Below are 16,092 nucleotides of genomic sequence, written 5' to 3' on the forward strand. Positions count from 1 at the left end.
CCAATGGACCGCCCTTTCATCTGCTGAATGAGAGGACGGTTTTCTCTTTTTCTATAAATCTTACAAAATTGCTTCTGGATTATCGCAGTAAAGGAATATATATTTAGTGGGTTGGCTTGCATTTGTAATTATATGGATGCAGGAACTGCTGCAAATCAGCCAAACGCTGCCTGATATGGAGATGAGATCTGCTAATGACGAACAGTTTAATTGTAGTGTGCATTCTGACCATGATCATTCACACAGCCGAGACATTGTCGTATTCAGTGCGCTTTGCCGGTGTGAAGCTGAACAAAATCGCCATCGCGTTATCCCTGACGGGAATTATTGTGCTGGTGTCCAGAACGGCCAATATGGTCCAGGCTCCGCTGACAGCCAAATTTGTTGATTATGCCAAAACACACCACACCTTTCCGCTGGACAATTATTTGCGGATTATCATGTTGGCCTCTTCACTGGGTACCTTGATTGCCATTGCCTTGTTCCCGAGCTTTGTGGGGCTGTGCGGAAGAATCATCTCCAAGCTGGAGATTGAAGGCTCCATTCCCAAGCTGCTGACCAGTGTGACGATCGGCCAGCTGAAGAACACCCGCAAGTATTTCCGCAAGCCCAGAGTGATGCTGCACAGCTTCCGCTATCTGGGGATTCCGAAGCGTTTTATTATAATGAATATATTTGTTACCGCGTTCTATACGGTTGGTGTGCTGTCCTCATTGCTGGCCGCCCATCTGGTACCTGCCCTCAGCACTACCGCATCCCAGGCCTCCGGGTTGATCAACGGGCTCGCTACCATCATGCTGACGATCTTCATTGACCCTCAGCTTGGCATTATCACCCATAAAGCCATTGAAAATGCAGATTCCCGTGATCAGCTGGGGAAAATCTACGTCTTATTGATGGGCTCACGTTTCCTGGGGACTCTGCTGGGCCAGCTTGTACTTCTGCCGGCAGCTCATGTGATCATTTGGCTGGTGCAGCTCATTTGAGGGACAGCCGGAGCAGAGGAAATCCGATACTGCCTGTATACATAGCAAGTATTGTTAAATCAACATCTTATACCTAGCGGGCTTATTTAGGCAGCTTGGCTTCAGCAGCCCGCAGCGCAACTGTGATCTTCTGCTCCCATGCATAGGATTGCTGCCCGAAAGTGCGAAGTTCCCCCATCCGGGTATAAGCTAGTTTCATCGCCGCAGCTGCTGTGATGGCGTCTCCCGATGCAATCGCCGCTTTGTAGCGCTTGTGAGCCTCCGCGCGCTCCGTCTGTGCGGTGCTGGCGGCTTTATTCTGGGCAGTAATCAGCTTCTTGAGACTGGCAACAGGTGCCAGGGCATCTTTGGCTGGTTGTATCTTGGCTGCCGTCAGCGTCCGGGCTTCAGCAAATGCGGTATTCTTCGCCTTGACCTCGGCCCGGGCAGCAGCAGCGGCGGCCTTCAGCTTATTGCGCTTAATCTCCAGCAGGGTCGCTGACTTGAGGTTCCCTGCCTTGCGTGCTGCTGCAATCTGTTTGCTGAGCGAAGTGTACTCCTCCAGCAGCGGCGCATGTTTCTTCTTCATGGCCTCGGCTTCTGACTTCAAGCGCTTCAGCAAGACAGAATCTATGGTCTTCAGCTTCAGATTAATGGCGGCAAGATCGGCATTGTTCTGCTTGCGGAGCGTCTGCGTTCTCGCAGTCTCGGACTTCAGTGCCGTCTGAAGTCCGGTATAATCGCTGTAGAGATTATGGATCTCATCCAGAGCGGAGTCCCAGTCACCGGCAGCGGCAGCATACGGTGCGGGTGAGGCCAATACAAAAAGCAATATCAGCAGCCCTATCCATCTGCTGGACAAGCCTGCGCCGTATCTTTTTTCAGCAGCAACATATTTCCGTCTTAAATCTTTCATAGAATTCATCTCCTATAATAGTGTCGATAAGACACGCAAAAAAGCACCCCCAAGAAAGGCCCAAAGGCCTGTCCTGCGAGGTGCTTCTCCCGCTTATCGTATGAAAATTTGTCCTTTTACTATAGCTTGAAATATATGGATAGTCAAGATAGGAAAGAACGCAGGTTCGCTTTTTCGCGCATCTTTTGCTAGTATTATGTAACTGAACCAAGAAATCTAGTAGAATGAATCTATAGTTTACAATATTGGATAATGTTCGGCACCTAGAACCAGTCGGAACAGGGAGATGACGTTGTGCAGCTTAGACATGTAAAAATCCTGGGAACGGGTAAATATTTACCCTCCAGGAAGGTGACGGATGAGGAATTGGACACACTGCTCGGCACACCTGCAGGCTGGGTCAATAAAATAACTGGTGTAGGGGTGCGGCATTATGCCGGCGGGGGTGAAACGGCCTCCACCATGGGGGCAAAAGCGGCGGAAGCGGCGCTTCTGGCGGCAGGCCTCAGCTTTGCGGATATCGATTGCCTGGTCTGTACCAGCGGAACGAAGGAGCAGCCTCTGCCGAGTACAGCCGTATTTATACAGCAGGCCATGGGACAGGAGAACTCTGGCGTGCCTGCTTTTGATATCGATTCAACCTGCCTCAGCTTTCTGGTAGGCCTGGATGTCATGTCCTATATGGTCGAAGCCGGACGGTACCGGAATGTGCTTCTGGTAGCTTCGGAGATTGCTTCAGCCGGGCTTGATTACGAAGATAAGGAGAGTGCGGCACTGTTTGGAGACGGGGCGGCTGCGGTGGTCATTGGTCCGAGCGCAGCCGGGGAGTCTTCGAAGATTCTGCACGCCTCGCTCAAAACATACAGCAGCGGCGCCCGTTACTCAGAGATTGCCGGAGGAGGCACCAGACTGCATGCCCGGAAATTCAGCAGGGAGAATGCACTGCCTTATCTTTTTCATATGGACGGACAGGCTATTTTCAGAAAAGCTTCTAAGCTCCTTCCAGAATTTTTGGAAGATATGCTGGCACAGAGCCATACGCAAATGGAGGATTTCCGTTTGGTTGTGCCCCATCAGGGAAGTGCGATGGCCATGCGGCTGCTCCGTAAAAAGCTGGGCATAGCCGAGGACAGATTCCTCGACAATACGCCGGGTCATGGCAATACCATTGCGGCTTCAATCCCGATGGGGCTGCATGAAGCGGTCAGTCAGGGGCGGGTGCAGCGGGGAGACCGCATACTGTTCATTGGAACTGCAGCCGGTCTGTCACTGGGAGGCCTGATCCTTGATTACTGATCCTTCCGGCAGTCCGCAGGTCATGAATGTGCTCATTACCGGCGGACGGGCACCTGTGGCGCTGGAGCTCTCCCGGCTGCTGCAGGCTGGGGGGCACCGGGTGTATGCCGCAGAAAGCGCCGAATACCATTTGTGCCGCGTTTCTTCGGCAGTGGAACGAAGCTTTCGCGCCCCGCCGCCAAGGTACAACCCGGAAGCTTATATTGATCTGCTGGCAAGGCTGGTGGAAGAACTGCACATTGATGTGCTGATTCCGCTGTGCGAGGAGATTTTTTATATTTCGGCCGGTCTTGCCCGCCTCCGCGGCTGCCGCGTGCTTTCCGCAGAACGGGAGGCGCTGGCCAGGCTGCACCACAAGGGCGAGTTCATTGCCTGGGCCCGCGAACTGGGGTTAACCGTCCCCGAGACCAGGCTGCTCAGCAGTCCGGAGGAATGGAGAATCCAGACGGATGAAGCGGCACATAAAAGGGAGGCATGGGTGTACAAACCGGCGTATTCCCGCTTTGCCTCCAAAGTCATTCTGCCCCGTACGGTCAACGGGAGGCAGGAGGGAATAGGGGGCCCGCGCAGTCTTGCCGCTCCGCGCGGCATTTCATCCGCTGCACCATGGGTGGCGCAGCAGTATATCACAGGTGAGGCCATCTGCACTTACAGTGTTGTGCATCAAGGTGAGGTCATTGCACATGCGGCATACGGCAGCAGGTACCGGACCGGCAGGTCGGGAGCGAGTGTATACTTTGAGCATCTGGAGCATCCGGCGGCTTTGGACTGGGTGCAGCGCTTCAGCCGGGCTTCCGGCTTCAGCGGCCAGATCGGCTTTGATTTCATCCAGGTGCAGGAGGGGACCTTGTATCCGATCGAGTGCAACCCGCGTGCGACCAGCGGGATTCATCTGTTCGCTGCGGAGGACGGGCTGGTGCAGGCGCTGCTGAATCCGGAGCAGCGGGCTCTGGCCGGAACCGTCAGCACGCCGCGTTCCGGCAAAAAGTCCATGCTCGCGCTTCCCATGCTCGCCTGCGCCCTGCGGCCGGGACCGGCAGGCCTGGCGGAGTGGGGGAGAGCGCTGCGCCAGGCGGAGGATGTAATCTTCCGCAAGAGTGATCCGCGCCCCTTCCGCGAGCAGCTTCGGATCATCTATCACGCCTGCCGCTTGGCCAGGCGGAACAAGATTTCGGTTACTGAAGCCCTGACTGAAGACATAGAATGGAACGGTGAATGATGACTAGAGTGCTTGTAACGGGCGCAACGGGCTTTCTTGGGCGTCATGCGGTACAGAGGTTCGCAGAGCTGGGCTGGGAAGTATTCGGGCTAGGGCGGAACCTGGAGGCCGGACAGCAGATTGAAAAGGACGGGGCAGTCTTTGTATGTGAAGATTTGCGCCACACGGAAGCAGCGGCCCGCGCATGCACAGGGATGGATCTCGTCTTTCATTGTGCGGCGCTCTCCTCCCCTTGGGGTAAATACAGTGATTTTGTGGCCTGCAATGTGGAGGCTACACGCAACATAGCGGAGGGCTGCAAGCGGCACGGTGTCCCGCGCCTGATTCATATCTCCACTCCAAGCCTGTATTCCAGCCGCAAGAGCCGCTTAAGCATCCGGGAAGCAGAGCCGCTCCCGCCGAAACCGGCTAACAGCTATGCGGCAACCAAGCTTATGGCGGAGCGTGTCGTGCAGCAGGCAGCCGGAGAAGGGCTGGCGGTATTTATACTGCGGCCCCGGGCGATCTTCGGGCCAATGGACAATGCCCTGTTCCCCCGGCTTCTTGCAGCCAATCAGGGCAAGGGCGTGCCGCTTCTGGACGGCGGCACGGCCATGATTGATGTCACCTGTGTGGAGAATGTCATCGATGCCATGCTGCTCTGCTCCAGTGCCCCGCTGTCAGCGGCCGGGCGTGCCTATAACATCACGAACGGCGAGCCGATCCTGTTCCGGGACCTGCTTGAGCGGCTGTTTGCCCGGCTGGAGATGCCGCTGCACAGCAGGCAGCTTCCCTACCGGACTGCATACGCTCTAGCGGGACTACTGGAAGGTGTATACAAGCTGCTGCCCTTCCTGGGCGAGCCGGTGCTCACCCGGTATTCCGCTTCGGCACTGGGGGTCTCCCAGACGCTGGATATTTCGCTGGCGCGGGAACAGCTTGGCTATCACCCCCGTGTGACTACAGATGAAGGTCTTCAATCCTTCGCAGAATGGTGGAGAGAACAGAAATGATAACTTCAACTCCGGTATCGGTGTCGATCCTGTCAGCAGGGTACTGTCTGCATCCCGAGCTATTGACGCTGAAGGGCGGTACAATCAAACCCGTCGCTTTTCCAGCGGGCTATGCGCTGCTGAGGCATCCGCAGCACGGGCCGATCCTGTTCGATACAGGCTACAGTTCACGTTTCTTTGAGGAAACGGCGAAGCTGCCGGCTTCATTGTACCGCCATATTACACCTGTAGTTTTCAAAGAGGGAGAAAGTGCCGTGGAGCGGCTCCGGGAAGCCGGCATTGCGCCGGAGGAGATCCGTTATATGGTGCTGTCCCATTTTCATGCTGACCACATCGGCGGTGTCCGGGATTTTCCCAAGGCGCAGTTTATTTATTTGCGGAAGTCATACGAGGCGGTACACCGCCTTGGCCCCATCAAGGCGCTCCGGGCCGGATTTCTTCCGGGACTGCTGCCGGAGGATTTCACTGCACGTTCCCTGCCCGTGGACGAGTATTCACCACAACGCCCGCTGCCCCCCGGATTTCCTTTCACGGAAGCTTACGATCTGCTTGGCGACGGCAGCCTGCTGGCGGTGGAGATGTCCGGCCATGCTGCGGGAATGATCGGCTTGTTTGTGTCCGGAGACGGATATGACTATCTGCTCTGTGCGGACACCGTATGGTCCAGCCGGGCCTTCCGCGAGAACCGCAGGCCGCATCCGGCAGCCGGTCTTATCATGTCTGACCGCAAGGAATACCGGCATAATTTTGACCGTTTACGGGTGATTCACGAGAATTTTCCCGGCCTGCGGATTGTGCCCAGCCACTGCCGTGAGGCACTGGCTCTATGGGGAACAGGCGGTGTCCGATGAGACGGCTGACGCGGACGCTCCGGTACTACATCCTTACCAGATGGGGACGCCGCTGGAAGGACCGGGCAGCCCTGGAGCAATGGCAGGAACGGCGGATACGGCGGCATGTGGAACGAATCCGCCGGCTATCGCCGTTTTACCGCGATCTGTGGGCGGATATGCCGGCGGAAGAGTGGCGGCGTTTTCCCGCTATAGAAAAACAGCTCATGATGGATTATTTCGATACGCTCAACACAGCAGGAATTACCAAAGACATGGCTTTTGCCGAGGCTTATGAGGCGGAGAACAGCCGTTATTTCAAGCCGACGCTGCATGGCATTACTGTTGGACTGTCGTCGGGAACGTCGGGAAACCGCGGGATATTCCTGGTCAGTGAACAGGAGCAGGCCTCCTGGACAGGTGCTGTATTGGCGAAGCTGCTGCCCGGAGGGCTGTGGCAGCGCGCTAAGATCGCTTTTTTTCTGCGGGCGAACAGCAATCTCTATGAGTCTGTCCGGCAAGGGCGCCTGCAGTTTCAATATTTTGATCTGCTGGAGCCGGTTCCGCAGCTGGTCGCAGGGCTGGAGCGGTACAGTCCTGACATCTGGATCGCCCCGCCGTCCATGCTCCGTATGCTCGCCGAGGCGCGGCTGTCGGGAGGCCTGACGGTTCAACCGCGCCGCCTGATCTCGGTAGCGGAAGTGCTGGACCCGCTGGACCGGGAGCATATTGAGCGGACCTTCGGCCAGACCGTTCACCAGGCTTATCAATGTACGGAGGGGTTTCTCGGCTGCACCTGTAAATACGGCATGCTGCACCTTAATGAAGATATTGTTCATATTGAAAAAGAGTATCTTGACCGTGAATCCGGGCGTTTCGTGCCGGTTGTGACAGACTTCTCAAGAAGCGTCCAGCCCATTATCCGCTACCGGCTGAATGACATTCTTACCGAATCGGCGGCTCCCTGCCCCTGCGGCTCTTTGTTTACGGCGATAGAACGGATTGAAGGGCGGTGCGATGATATTCTGTATCTGCCCCATTCGGAGAATGGCGAGCTGGTCACGCTGTTTCCCGATTTTGTCACCCGGGCTGTGCTGGCGGCATCACCGGAGATCGAGCATTACCGGGTCATTCAGCGCAGTCCGCTGGATCTGGAGATTTCGTACCGCACACGCAGAGGCAGCGCAAAGGATATAGAGTCCTTGTTGGCCGGAGAATTCTTGCGTTTGTTCACCCGTTTCAGCTGTATTCCGCCTCAGCTTCAGTTCACCGATTACAGCTTCACACCTGGAGCGGTGAAGCTGCGCCGGGTAGAAAGGAGCTGGAAGCTTTGAAGGACGGAGTGTATCTATATGACCGGGACAGCGCCCGGGAGCTGCAATGGCCTGACACGGAATATGGCCGGTATGCACGGCAATACATTTCAGCAATGCTGGAGCATCCGGCAGAGCACTTTATCGCCAATGTGCATACAACCGTCAAGGCGGTAGTGGTTGACGGCCTGCCGATCCCCATTACCGTAAATGAAAACGAGTATGCCAATTCCTATGTCTGCTCCCCGTACACGCATTATGTCAGCTATGCCCAAGAGGAACTGGCGTTATTAAATAACCGGCTGCTGGAGGGAACATTGGCTGTTGTTCTGCGGGGTATGGGGCTTCTGCTGCGGACTGCCCGGTTTAACAAGGTGGTCCAGGTCAACAACTGGCTGCTGTCCACCAACCTGTATCCCCCGGTGAGCCCGGATCAGCTGCTGAAAGTAATTGATTTTCTCCGCTCCGAGTTTCCCGGTTATACGGTTCTTTTGCGCTCCCTCAGCAAGGAGACTTCCGGTGCTCTCCTGGAGGCCCTGGACGGATATGGCTGTAAATGGGTGCCGAGCCGCCAGATTTATCTGCTGCAGCATCCCGCAGGGTCCAAGGCGAAATGGCTGGTCAAACGTGACCGGGCTTTGCTGGACAAGCATGGCTACACGGTTGACCCGCCCGGGCAGATTACGGAGGAGGATATCCCCCGCATTGTGGAGCTGTACGAACTGCTATATATACATAAATATTCGAAGCATAACCCGCAGTTTACGGAGGCCTACATCCGGCTGGCGCTGGAGAAGCGGACACTTTATATATACGGGCTGCGCAAAAACGGCAGGCTTGACGCCGTACTCGGCTTCTACAGCCGTGAAGGTGCGATGACAGCGCCGCTGTTCGGCTATGATACCTCACTGCCCCAGCCGCTCGGCCTGTACCGGATGCTGTCGGCCGTACTGATCGATCTTGCCGGGAGCAGGGGGGAGCTGCTGCATGAGAGCTCCGGGGTAGGGCAGTTCAAGCGCAACCGCGGAGCGGTGGGGGCCACAGAACTGTCAGCTGTCTTTGACCAAGGCACATCCTGGCTGAACCGCTGCAGCTGGTCCTTTTTGGGCTGGCTGCTCCGGCGGGTGGGCATCCCGTTGATCCAGAAGCTGAAGCTGTAGTACATTTGTTTTAAGCTGAAATTTTGGGAGCGCAAAACGATGAAGAAGGTGCAATTATGAACAGCAAAAACGGGCAGAACGCCGATACAATCGCCCTCATCACCGGGACCTCTTCCGGTTTCGGGCTGCTGACGGCGCTGGCTCTGGCACGCCAAGGCTGCCGGGTTGCAGCCACCATGCGGGACATAAGCCGCCAAGGGGAGCTGCTGCGCCAGGCCGGAGAAGCCGGATTAGCGGAGCGGATACATGTGATAAGTCTCGATGTCACGGACTCGGCGTCCATTCAATCGGCTGTTGCGGCCGTTCTGGACAAGTTCGGACGAGTGGATGTGCTGGTCAATAATGCCGGTTTTGCCGTAGGCGGCTTTGTGGAAGAAGTGGGCATGGAGGAATGGCGGCGGCAGATGGATACGAACTTTTTTGGGCTGATTGAAGTCACTAAGGCCGTGCTTCCTGTCATGCGGCGTCAGCGTGCGGGCCTGATCGTCAATATCAGCAGTGTCAGCGGGTTGACCGGATTTCCCGGCTACGCTCCATATGCTGCTTCCAAATACGCCGTGGAGGGCTTTAGCGAGAGTCTGCGCCAGGAGGTGCTGCCGTTTGGCATCCGGGTCGTGCTGGTGGAGCCCGCCTCTTTCCGTACCCCGATCTGGGATAAAGGGATGGAGGGGATGCACACCAGCGTCAACTCGCCGTATCAGGAGCAGCTTGCCCAAGTACTGCGGTATTCCCGGATGAGCGCCGAGACTGCACCCGATCCGGAGCAGGTTGCCGGGCTGATTGCACGGATCACTGCGATGAAGGCACCCCGGCTGCGCTATCCTGTCGGCAAAGGCTCCCGCCTGCTAACGATCGGCAAAACGCTGCTGCCCTGGAAGGTTTTTGAAGGGATTATTGCCAGCTCGCTCAAAAAAATGAAATAATGGATGATAGGATCTGGCTGAATGGAATGGAGGTGTGCTTAATGCCGGGTACGGTAGGACTGCATATTTGCTTTGATAAGCGCGGCCGCGAGATTGAAGTTCTGGATGTGACACCGGTGGCGCAGGGCAAATACCGTATTGAAGAAACGCCGATTTTCAATCCGTGCATTACCCTTGGGGATATTATTAGAGTCGAGGAAAAGCAGGGAATTGCGTATTATGTGGAGACGGTGCAGAAATCACGTTATGTCAGATATGCCTGGCTGCTGAGCAAAGAGGCGGCAGCTTCGCAGGAAATTCATGAGTTCAAGCGGCGGATAACAGAACATAAGGGCAGATGGGAGCAGATCTTCGGCGGGCTGCTGGTGATCCATCTTTCCAAGCATTCCGGGGTTGATGTAGAAGCCGAAATGGCCCTGATTCTGAAACGTTTTGAAATTTAATCCGAGATGGACCGAGAGGTGGCAGTAAAATGAAAAAATTTCTGAAGCAGTGGGTACCGAGCATAGCCATCGGTATTGTTTTGTCTTTGTTTATCCGTACATATGTAGCTGAAGCCATGAGGGTCCCAACCGGCTCTATGATTCCGACGATCCAAATCAACGACCGGCTGGTTGTGGAGAAAATGCTCTGGCTGACCTCGCTGAAGCATGGCGATATCGTAGTGTTCAATCCGCCGGTACCTGGCGATGAGCAGAAGAAATATGTCAAACGCCTCATGGGGCTGCCGGGAGATACCCTGGAGATCAAAGACGGGGCCTTGTACCGAAATGGAGAACAGGTCGATGAGCCGTACCTTCAGGAGAAGATGAACTACAGGTTCGGGCCGGTCACGGTCCCCGCAGACCACTACTTTTTTCTGGGCGATAACCGCAATACAAGCTATGACGCCCATCTGTGGAGCACTCCATTTGTAGCCAAGGATAAGCTGATCGGCAAAGTTCTGCTGGATGTTAATGATCTTTTCTAAAAAACAGGGTAATCCACAACTACGACATTCTCAATGATTCCTTCCAGCAGTCCTACAAAATGTTGATGAGCCGGATGTGGTCCATACTTGCGCAGGGCTTCCTGATCACTAAAGGTCACGCGAAGCCCCAGCGTATATCCATGGATGTTCTCCGTTTCCTCCGTCTCGTTCACACCTGCCGTAAGCTCCACAATCCCCGGAATGGAATCCTTCAGCGCCAGAAGCGTCTGCACCAGCTGCTCTCCGTTGCCGGGCTTATACTGCTCATTAAATCTAAAAACAACAAGATGCTCATACATGGTTTGGCATCCTCCCTTTTTTTATTTAGATTATAGCTGCATAACCTGTTCAAGTATACTGCTCCGTCATTCCGATTCGTGAAAGGAAACACACCATGCAGGACCAATTACCTGTATCCCGGATCAAAAGTCTGCTCAGAGCATCCAATCCATCCAAATCGACGGGCCAGTTGTGGGCATTAAGCCTATAGGCAACAGAATTGTCCCCATCCGCCTAAGCTTCCGTTTTATCGATGACCGTGAGCAGGCGATGAAGCAGCTGACCCGCTGGGCAGAAGAGAATAGAGTCAAGCTGACCTACAAAAGATTTGTAAAATGGATGTAGAAGAGGCTTAAGTCGGGGATTCTATATACCTAGTCGTGGTCTGGGAACGTGACTTTAACCATATTGTGGCTCTGGAGGATTATAGGCTATGATCAAATAAAGTTTATACATAAAAAAAGGGGTGCTGAGACTTGAAAGTTCATGTCACTGATCTTAAACACGGCGACTGTCTTCTGACAGACACTTTCAATAGTGTGGGTCTGCACGTTCTTCCCAAAAGAACGGTAGTTCAGCGTGAGGAAATCACCATCCTGCTCCGGCACAAGATCGAATACGTGGATATTGAGCCGCGCACCGCAAGTCATGCCGAAGACAGTGGACTCGGCCACAGTCTGAATGACAACTTCGACCATGCGATCCAGAATTACGAATCGATTTTCCTGGAGGCATTGGCCCAAGGCACGTTCACTCAATCCATGGTGGATGATACACTGCAGCCGCTGCTGGAAACGCTGGATACGCAGAAAGATGTCGTATCTTTGCTGCTGCTGCTCGAACGCGACGACATTGATACATATCACCATTCCCTGCAGGTCGGCCTGCTGTCGTATTATATTGCTGCCTGGATGGGTCATTCCAAAGAGGAACGGTACGAGATCAGCCGTGCAGGCTATCTGCATGATATCGGCAAAAGCCAGGTGCCGTTGTCTATCTTGAACAAAGCCGGAATCCTGACACCTGCTGAAGAGGAAGAACTGAAACGGCATACAACCTTCGGGTATGAGATTATCCGCGGTTCGAAGATGGATGAGAAGACGGCACTTGTGGCGCTGCAGCATCATGAATTTGAGGATGGAACAGGTTATCCGAACCAGATCCTTAAAAGCGGGATTCATCCGTACACGGAGATTGTCACGGTGGCGAATATTTACATGGGATTGACCACCTCCCGGCTGAACCAGCCGAAGCAAGGGTTGGTTGCTGTACTGCGCAAGGTGCATGAAATGGGCTTTGGCAAGCTGAACGGAACAGTGGTACAAGCACTTACCGGACATCTGCTGCCGGGCTTTGTAGGCAAAAATGTTCAACTCTCCAATGGGGAAATCGGGACGATTGTGATGAATAACCCGCTGGATATGTTCAGGCCGCTGGTTAAAGTCGATAATGTGTTCAAAGACCTCTCGCGTGAGCGCAGCTTGTCAGTTGAAGAAATCATTATGTAAATCAAGCAGCTATGAGATCAGGCATAAGGTTATCCCGTTCGTTGCATAACGGACGTCCGGGATAGCCTTTTTGTATGCGGGGAATTTGAATTCGTCTAATAGATTGGCTATGATGAATGAAAGATTAAGATAGGAGACATGAGTATGAGCACCCAAGATCAGATCGAAAAATTCAAGCAGCTTAAATATGAATTGACCCGTTTTATGATGATTTACAAGTTCGCACTGGAGGAAATGGAGACCAAAATTGAAATCCTGAAGCAGGAATTCCAGATGCTCCATGACTACAGCCCGATCGAGCATACGAAATCGCGGATCAAATCCCCTGAGAGCATTATGAACAAAATGCTGCGCAAAAACAACGAGCTGTCGCTGCCTGCGATCAGAGCCACTATTAAGGATATCGCCGGATTGCGGATTACCTGCTCTTTTATCTCCGACATTTATCAGGTCAGCGCCATGCTGCAGAAGCAGGATGATCTGAAGGTGCTGGGCGTGAAGGATTACATCAAGCATCCCAAGCCGAATGGCTATCAGAGCCTGCATCTGCTGGTCGAGGTTCCGGTGTTTTTGTCGGACTGCCAGGAGCATGTCTGTGTAGAGGTGCAGATCCGTACCATTGCCATGGATTTCTGGGCCAGTCTGGAGCACAAAATCTTTTATAAATACAGCCAGTCCGTTCCTGAGCACCTGACCCGCGAATTGAAGAATGCCGCCGACAAGGCGTATGAGCTGGATCTGCAGATGGAGCGCCTGCACCGTGAAATTAAGGAGATTAAGGATGCCCAGGGCGACGATACCGATGTAGAGCTCCGCCGGATCATGATCAACAACCAGCAGTTTAATCTGCCGGCGAATTTCATCAAGCTGTTAGGTGAATAAAGGAGGTAATACATAGAGGTTTTTTTGAAAATCAGTAAAGTGGAGGAGAGATGAGCTTTGAGCACGCCTGATCTTCGCAGCATAACCGTCAATCAAATCGGCTATTCCACAGAAGGAGTCAAGATCGCCGTTATCAATGGGGAAGGGCAGAATTTCCGGGTAATCCATGAAGAGACAGGGACTGTGGTGTATGCCGGGAAGTCCGGCGCTGCCGTGCTGGATAAGCCCAGCGGTGCCAAGGCCCAAACGGCTGATTTCTCGGAAGTCCGAACCGCAGGGAGATATTACGTTGAAGGGGAAGACGGAGCAGTATCCGCTTCCTTTGTGATTGCCAACAAGCCCTATCAGGAGCTGCAGCAGGGACTTTTGAAAGCCTTTTATTATTTCCGCTGCGGTGTGGAGCTGACCGGGGAATATGCTGGTCCGTGGGCACACGGTCCATGCCATACGGCAGAAGGCATCGTGCACGGGCAGCCGGAGAAGCGCCTCGATTGCTGCGGAGGCTGGCATGATGCCGGCGATTACGGCAAATACTCCGGCCCCGGCGCCAAGGCTATTGCCGATCTGCTGTTGGCCTATGAGCTGTATCCGGCAGCTTTTGCCGCTGCGGTTCCGCTGCCGGAGAGCGACGGCAGGACGCCGGATGTACTGCTGGAGTGCAGGGTGGAGCTGGATTGGCTGCTCAAGATGCAGGAAGCCGGTACAGGCGGAGTGTACCACAAGCTGACGACACTGAGCTTCCCCGGCCTTGATGTGATGCCGGAGGACGATACTGCGGAGCTGTATATCTCACCGGTATCGGCGGCTGCTACGGGCGACTTTGCCGGGGTGATGGCGATGGCGGCAAGAGTCTATGAGCCATATGATCAGGCTTATGCACGCCGGTGCCTGGCGGCGGCGCAGGCCGCCTGGACTTGGCTGGAGCAGCATCCCGGGGTTTCTGGTTTCACTAATCCGCCGGGAATAACTACGGGTGAATACGGAGACGGGAATGATCAGGACGAGCGGTTCTGGGCAGCCGCAGAACTTTACCGTGCTACCGGCAGGGAAGTCTATCACGAGGCGGCTCAGGCGCTGGCGAAGCAGCCGTTCCCGAAATACAGCCTGGGCTGGGCAGATATGGGCGGCTACGGCACGCTGGCGTATCTTCTGAGCGGGGAATCCGCTGCTCAGACGGCGTTGTATGCTTCGCTGAAGCAGGGGCTGCTTGCTGAAGCTGACCGGCTGGTACGGCTGAGCCGGGACGACGGATACCGGATTTCCCTGCGGGAAGAAGATTATATCTGGGGCAGCAATATGCTGGTGATGAACAATGCCATGCTGCTGCTGGCGGCAGAGCATTTCAGCGGGAACATAGCCTATGCTGATTGCGCGCTGGATCATCTGCATTATCTGATGGGCCGCAATGTGCTGGACATCAGCTATGTGACCGGGTTCGGCGACCGTCCGGTGATGCACCCGCATCACCGCCCCTCTGTAGGGGATGGTGTTGCCGACCCTGTGCCCGGCATGGTATCCGGCGGACCCGACCGCGGGCTGCATGATGAGTATGTTGCGCTGCATCTGCAAGGCAAGCCGGCCGCGCAGTGCTTTGCCGATCATGACCTCAGCTATTCCACGAATGAGGTCACGATCTATTGGAACTCTCCGGCCGTGTTTGTGACGGCCCGGTTTAATGTCTAAGGAAATGTCTGCTAAGGAGCGAATTTCAGTGAACCCTTACCAAGTGATCAGCCTGGACATGTTCCAGACCCTGGTGAACATTGAAGGCCGGAGGAACCACATCTGGAGGCCGATTCTGCAGCAGGATTTTAGCGAAGCGCGGGCTTTGGAGCTGGGTCAGGCCCTGTTAACGCATTATTTTGCACAGGCGGCAGCCATTCGGGATGCCGGGAGCTTTTGCACCAGTCAGGAAATATACCGCAGGGGCTTTGAGAAGGTGTTCCAGGAGCATCTGCTGAGCTTTGATTGCCATGAAGCTGTAGATATTCTCTTTGCCGAGCACCGGCTGTCCGGCCTCTATGCAGATACCGTGCCTTTCCTGCAGAAGATCTCTGAAGCGTATCAGATCTGCATTGTCAGCGACACGGATACCCTGATGCTGCCGGATTTCTATAAGGAGTATCCCATCAAGCTGTTTACTTCAGAAGATTACGGCTCCTACAAAAATGACGGACGGAACCGGATGTTCACTGAGGTTATCGCGTACTACGGCGTGCAGCCGGAGGAAATACTTCATATTGGAGACTCTGCCTCGGATGTGCTGGGAGCGGCAAGAGCGGGAATCCGCAGCTGCTGGATCAACCGGACCGGATCAAGCTGGAAGCATACTGTGCAGCCGGATTATACAGTAAGCAATCTGGAAGAGCTTTATCCCATTCTTGAGCCGGGTGCTCCTGCAGAGCCTGCTTGATCGTTACAGGATCAGCAGGCGCAATCGGCAGGGCAATTGCTGAGGTTCTGCTGCGTGAAGGCGCAGAGGTGCTGATTAACGGGCGTTCGGAAGACAAGGTTAACGCGGTGGTCCAGGATTGAAGCATAAGCATACCGGAGCCAGGGTGCTGCCGGCTGTGGCTGATCCCGGAAATGAACAGGGCTGTGATAGAATGGTGGAGCAGTTTCCCGAAGCACTGCGTGCAGATGGCGGATGGGTTCGCAGCGTGTTCTAAAGAGAAAATTTCATAGAGCCTTCATATGCCTGATCCGGGAACTCTGGATCAGGCGATTCAGCGATACAACTGGCATAACCGCTATCATCTTGCGCAGATCACCTCTTGGATTAACCGAAGCGGCTGATAATTCACAGTGAATTGAAAAGAGCAAGCGGATTCGGGATCTG

At 54.5% G+C, this 16,092-nt stretch carries 19 protein-coding genes; 17 read left to right on the forward strand and 2 right to left on the reverse strand.

Translation table 11 applies throughout. The features are described from left to right. The first annotated feature begins 194 nt into the window (after positions 1 to 194). Positions 195 to 986 carry a lipid II flippase Amj family protein gene (locus PRIO_RS13490; RefSeq protein ID WP_046502903.1) on the forward strand — a complete coding sequence of 264 codons (792 nt, stop codon included), beginning with the start codon at positions 195 to 197 and terminating at the stop codon, positions 984 to 986. Positions 987 to 1,068: 82 nt separating this feature from the next. Here PRIO_RS13490 and PRIO_RS13495 read toward each other — a convergent pair whose 3' ends face one another. Beyond that, positions 1,069 to 1,881, reverse strand: coding sequence for a hypothetical protein (locus PRIO_RS13495; RefSeq protein WP_020434049.1), 813 nt, complete (start codon positions 1,879 to 1,881; stop codon positions 1,069 to 1,071). 294 nt (positions 1,882 to 2,175) lie between these two features. Here PRIO_RS13495 and PRIO_RS13500 point away from each other — a divergent pair, with 294 nt between their 5' ends. From PRIO_RS13500 to lepB, 9 genes are read left to right on the forward strand one after another with little or no spacing between them, the layout of a single operon-like run. Further along, positions 2,176 to 3,177: a beta-ketoacyl-ACP synthase III gene (locus PRIO_RS13500; RefSeq protein WP_046502906.1), complete on the forward strand. Its 1,002-nt coding sequence runs from the start codon at positions 2,176 to 2,178 to the stop codon at positions 3,175 to 3,177. Further along, positions 3,167 to 4,396 carry an ATP-grasp domain-containing protein gene (locus tag PRIO_RS13505; RefSeq protein WP_020434052.1) on the forward strand — a complete coding sequence of 410 codons (1,230 nt, stop codon included), beginning with the start codon at positions 3,167 to 3,169 and terminating at the stop codon, positions 4,394 to 4,396. The genes PRIO_RS13500 and PRIO_RS13505 overlap by 11 nt, the downstream gene beginning before the upstream one ends. Then, positions 4,393 to 5,388: an NAD-dependent epimerase/dehydratase family protein gene (locus PRIO_RS13510; protein ID WP_020434053.1), complete on the forward strand. Its 996-nt coding sequence runs from the start codon at positions 4,393 to 4,395 to the stop codon at positions 5,386 to 5,388. The genes PRIO_RS13505 and PRIO_RS13510 overlap by 4 nt, the downstream gene beginning before the upstream one ends. Further along, on the forward strand, positions 5,385 to 6,239 hold the full coding sequence (locus PRIO_RS13515) for an MBL fold metallo-hydrolase (RefSeq protein ID WP_020434054.1): 855 nt from the start codon (positions 5,385 to 5,387) through the stop codon (positions 6,237 to 6,239). The genes PRIO_RS13510 and PRIO_RS13515 overlap by 4 nt, the downstream gene beginning before the upstream one ends. After that, the gene (locus PRIO_RS13520; RefSeq protein WP_020434055.1) at positions 6,236 to 7,552 is read left to right on the forward strand and encodes a F390 synthetase-related protein; all 1,317 of its coding nucleotides are present in this window, start codon (positions 6,236 to 6,238) and stop codon (positions 7,550 to 7,552) included. Before PRIO_RS13515 ends, PRIO_RS13520 begins: the two co-directional genes overlap by 4 nt. Then, the gene (locus PRIO_RS13525; RefSeq protein ID WP_020434056.1) at positions 7,549 to 8,691 is read left to right on the forward strand and encodes a hypothetical protein; all 1,143 of its coding nucleotides are present in this window, start codon (positions 7,549 to 7,551) and stop codon (positions 8,689 to 8,691) included. The genes PRIO_RS13520 and PRIO_RS13525 overlap by 4 nt, the downstream gene beginning before the upstream one ends. 56 nt (positions 8,692 to 8,747) lie before the next feature. After that, the gene (locus PRIO_RS13530) at positions 8,748 to 9,614 is read left to right on the forward strand and encodes an SDR family oxidoreductase (RefSeq protein WP_020434057.1); all 867 of its coding nucleotides are present in this window, start codon (positions 8,748 to 8,750) and stop codon (positions 9,612 to 9,614) included. Positions 9,615 to 9,655: 41 nt separating this feature from the next. Further along, the gene (locus tag PRIO_RS13535; RefSeq protein ID WP_020434058.1) at positions 9,656 to 10,057 is read left to right on the forward strand and encodes a DUF4265 domain-containing protein; all 402 of its coding nucleotides are present in this window, start codon (positions 9,656 to 9,658) and stop codon (positions 10,055 to 10,057) included. Positions 10,058 to 10,086: 29 nt separating this feature from the next. Beyond that, a complete protein-coding gene (lepB, locus tag PRIO_RS13540; RefSeq protein WP_020434059.1) occupies positions 10,087 to 10,584 on the forward strand; it encodes a signal peptidase I in 498 nt (165 codons plus the stop codon). On the opposite strand, the gene PRIO_RS13545 is transcribed toward lepB, so the two are convergent. Continuing rightward, on the reverse strand, positions 10,581 to 10,883 hold the full coding sequence (locus tag PRIO_RS13545; protein ID WP_020434060.1) for a Dabb family protein: 303 nt from the start codon (positions 10,881 to 10,883) through the stop codon (positions 10,581 to 10,583). The genes lepB and PRIO_RS13545 overlap by 4 nt on opposite strands. A gap of 172 nt (positions 10,884 to 11,055) precedes the next feature. On the opposite strand from PRIO_RS13545, the gene PRIO_RS36055 reads away from it, so the two are divergent. From PRIO_RS36055 to PRIO_RS36060, 7 genes are all read left to right on the forward strand, one after another. Beyond that, positions 11,056 to 11,208: a hypothetical protein gene (locus PRIO_RS36055; protein WP_157764282.1), complete on the forward strand. Its 153-nt coding sequence runs from the start codon at positions 11,056 to 11,058 to the stop codon at positions 11,206 to 11,208. A 131-nt stretch (positions 11,209 to 11,339) separates the two neighbouring features. Beyond that, positions 11,340 to 12,371 (forward strand): HD-GYP domain-containing protein, encoded by a 1,032-nt coding sequence (locus tag PRIO_RS13550; RefSeq protein WP_020434061.1) that lies wholly within the window; start codon positions 11,340 to 11,342, stop codon positions 12,369 to 12,371. 144 nt (positions 12,372 to 12,515) lie between these two features. Further along, complete coding sequence (locus PRIO_RS13555) at positions 12,516 to 13,253, forward strand: GTP pyrophosphokinase (protein WP_020434062.1); 738 nt, start codon at positions 12,516 to 12,518, stop codon at positions 13,251 to 13,253. Between the two features lie 57 nt (positions 13,254 to 13,310). Then, positions 13,311 to 14,936, forward strand: coding sequence for a glycoside hydrolase family 9 protein (locus PRIO_RS13560; protein WP_046502912.1), 1,626 nt, complete (start codon positions 13,311 to 13,313; stop codon positions 14,934 to 14,936). 28 nt (positions 14,937 to 14,964) lie between these two features. Continuing rightward, positions 14,965 to 15,666 carry an HAD family hydrolase gene (locus PRIO_RS33860; RefSeq protein ID WP_020434065.1) on the forward strand — a complete coding sequence of 234 codons (702 nt, stop codon included), beginning with the start codon at positions 14,965 to 14,967 and terminating at the stop codon, positions 15,664 to 15,666. Continuing rightward, positions 15,663 to 15,788, forward strand: a complete 126-nt coding sequence (locus PRIO_RS34820; RefSeq protein ID WP_020434066.1) for an SDR family NAD(P)-dependent oxidoreductase — start codon at positions 15,663 to 15,665, stop codon at positions 15,786 to 15,788. Before PRIO_RS33860 ends, PRIO_RS34820 begins: the two co-directional genes overlap by 4 nt. Further along, complete coding sequence (locus PRIO_RS36060; protein WP_020434067.1) at positions 15,785 to 15,922, forward strand: hypothetical protein; 138 nt, start codon at positions 15,785 to 15,787, stop codon at positions 15,920 to 15,922. Before PRIO_RS34820 ends, PRIO_RS36060 begins: the two co-directional genes overlap by 4 nt. Positions 15,923 to 16,092 lie beyond the last annotated feature (170 nt).

The sequence above is a fragment of the Paenibacillus riograndensis SBR5 genome, assembly GCF_000981585.1.
GTDB classification, from domain to species: Bacteria; Bacillota; Bacilli; order Paenibacillales; family Paenibacillaceae; genus Paenibacillus_AQ; species Paenibacillus_AQ riograndensis.

Bases quoted from the DNA above. Each gene is read 5' to 3' on its own strand.
- PRIO_RS13530 (WP_020434057.1), top strand. From the start codon at position 8,748: ATGAACAGCAAAAACGGGCAGAACGCCGATACAATCGCCCTCATCACC.
- PRIO_RS13535 (WP_020434058.1), top strand. From the start codon at position 9,656: ATGCCGGGTACGGTAGGACTGCATATTTGCTTTGATAAGCGCGGCCGC.
- PRIO_RS13495 (WP_020434049.1), bottom strand. From the start codon at position 1,881: ATGAAAGATTTAAGACGGAAATATGTTGCTGCTGAAAAAAGATACGGC.
- PRIO_RS13520 (WP_020434055.1), top strand. From the start codon at position 6,236: ATGAGACGGCTGACGCGGACGCTCCGGTACTACATCCTTACCAGATGG.
- PRIO_RS13510 (WP_020434053.1), top strand. From the start codon at position 4,393: ATGATGACTAGAGTGCTTGTAACGGGCGCAACGGGCTTTCTTGGGCGT.
- lepB (WP_020434059.1), top strand. From the start codon at position 10,087: ATGAAAAAATTTCTGAAGCAGTGGGTACCGAGCATAGCCATCGGTATT.
- PRIO_RS13490 (WP_046502903.1), top strand. From the start codon at position 195: ATGACGAACAGTTTAATTGTAGTGTGCATTCTGACCATGATCATTCAC.
- PRIO_RS13515 (WP_020434054.1), top strand. From the start codon at position 5,385: ATGATAACTTCAACTCCGGTATCGGTGTCGATCCTGTCAGCAGGGTAC.
- PRIO_RS13555 (WP_020434062.1), top strand. From the start codon at position 12,516: ATGAGCACCCAAGATCAGATCGAAAAATTCAAGCAGCTTAAATATGAA.
- PRIO_RS13545 (WP_020434060.1), bottom strand. From the start codon at position 10,883: ATGTATGAGCATCTTGTTGTTTTTAGATTTAATGAGCAGTATAAGCCC.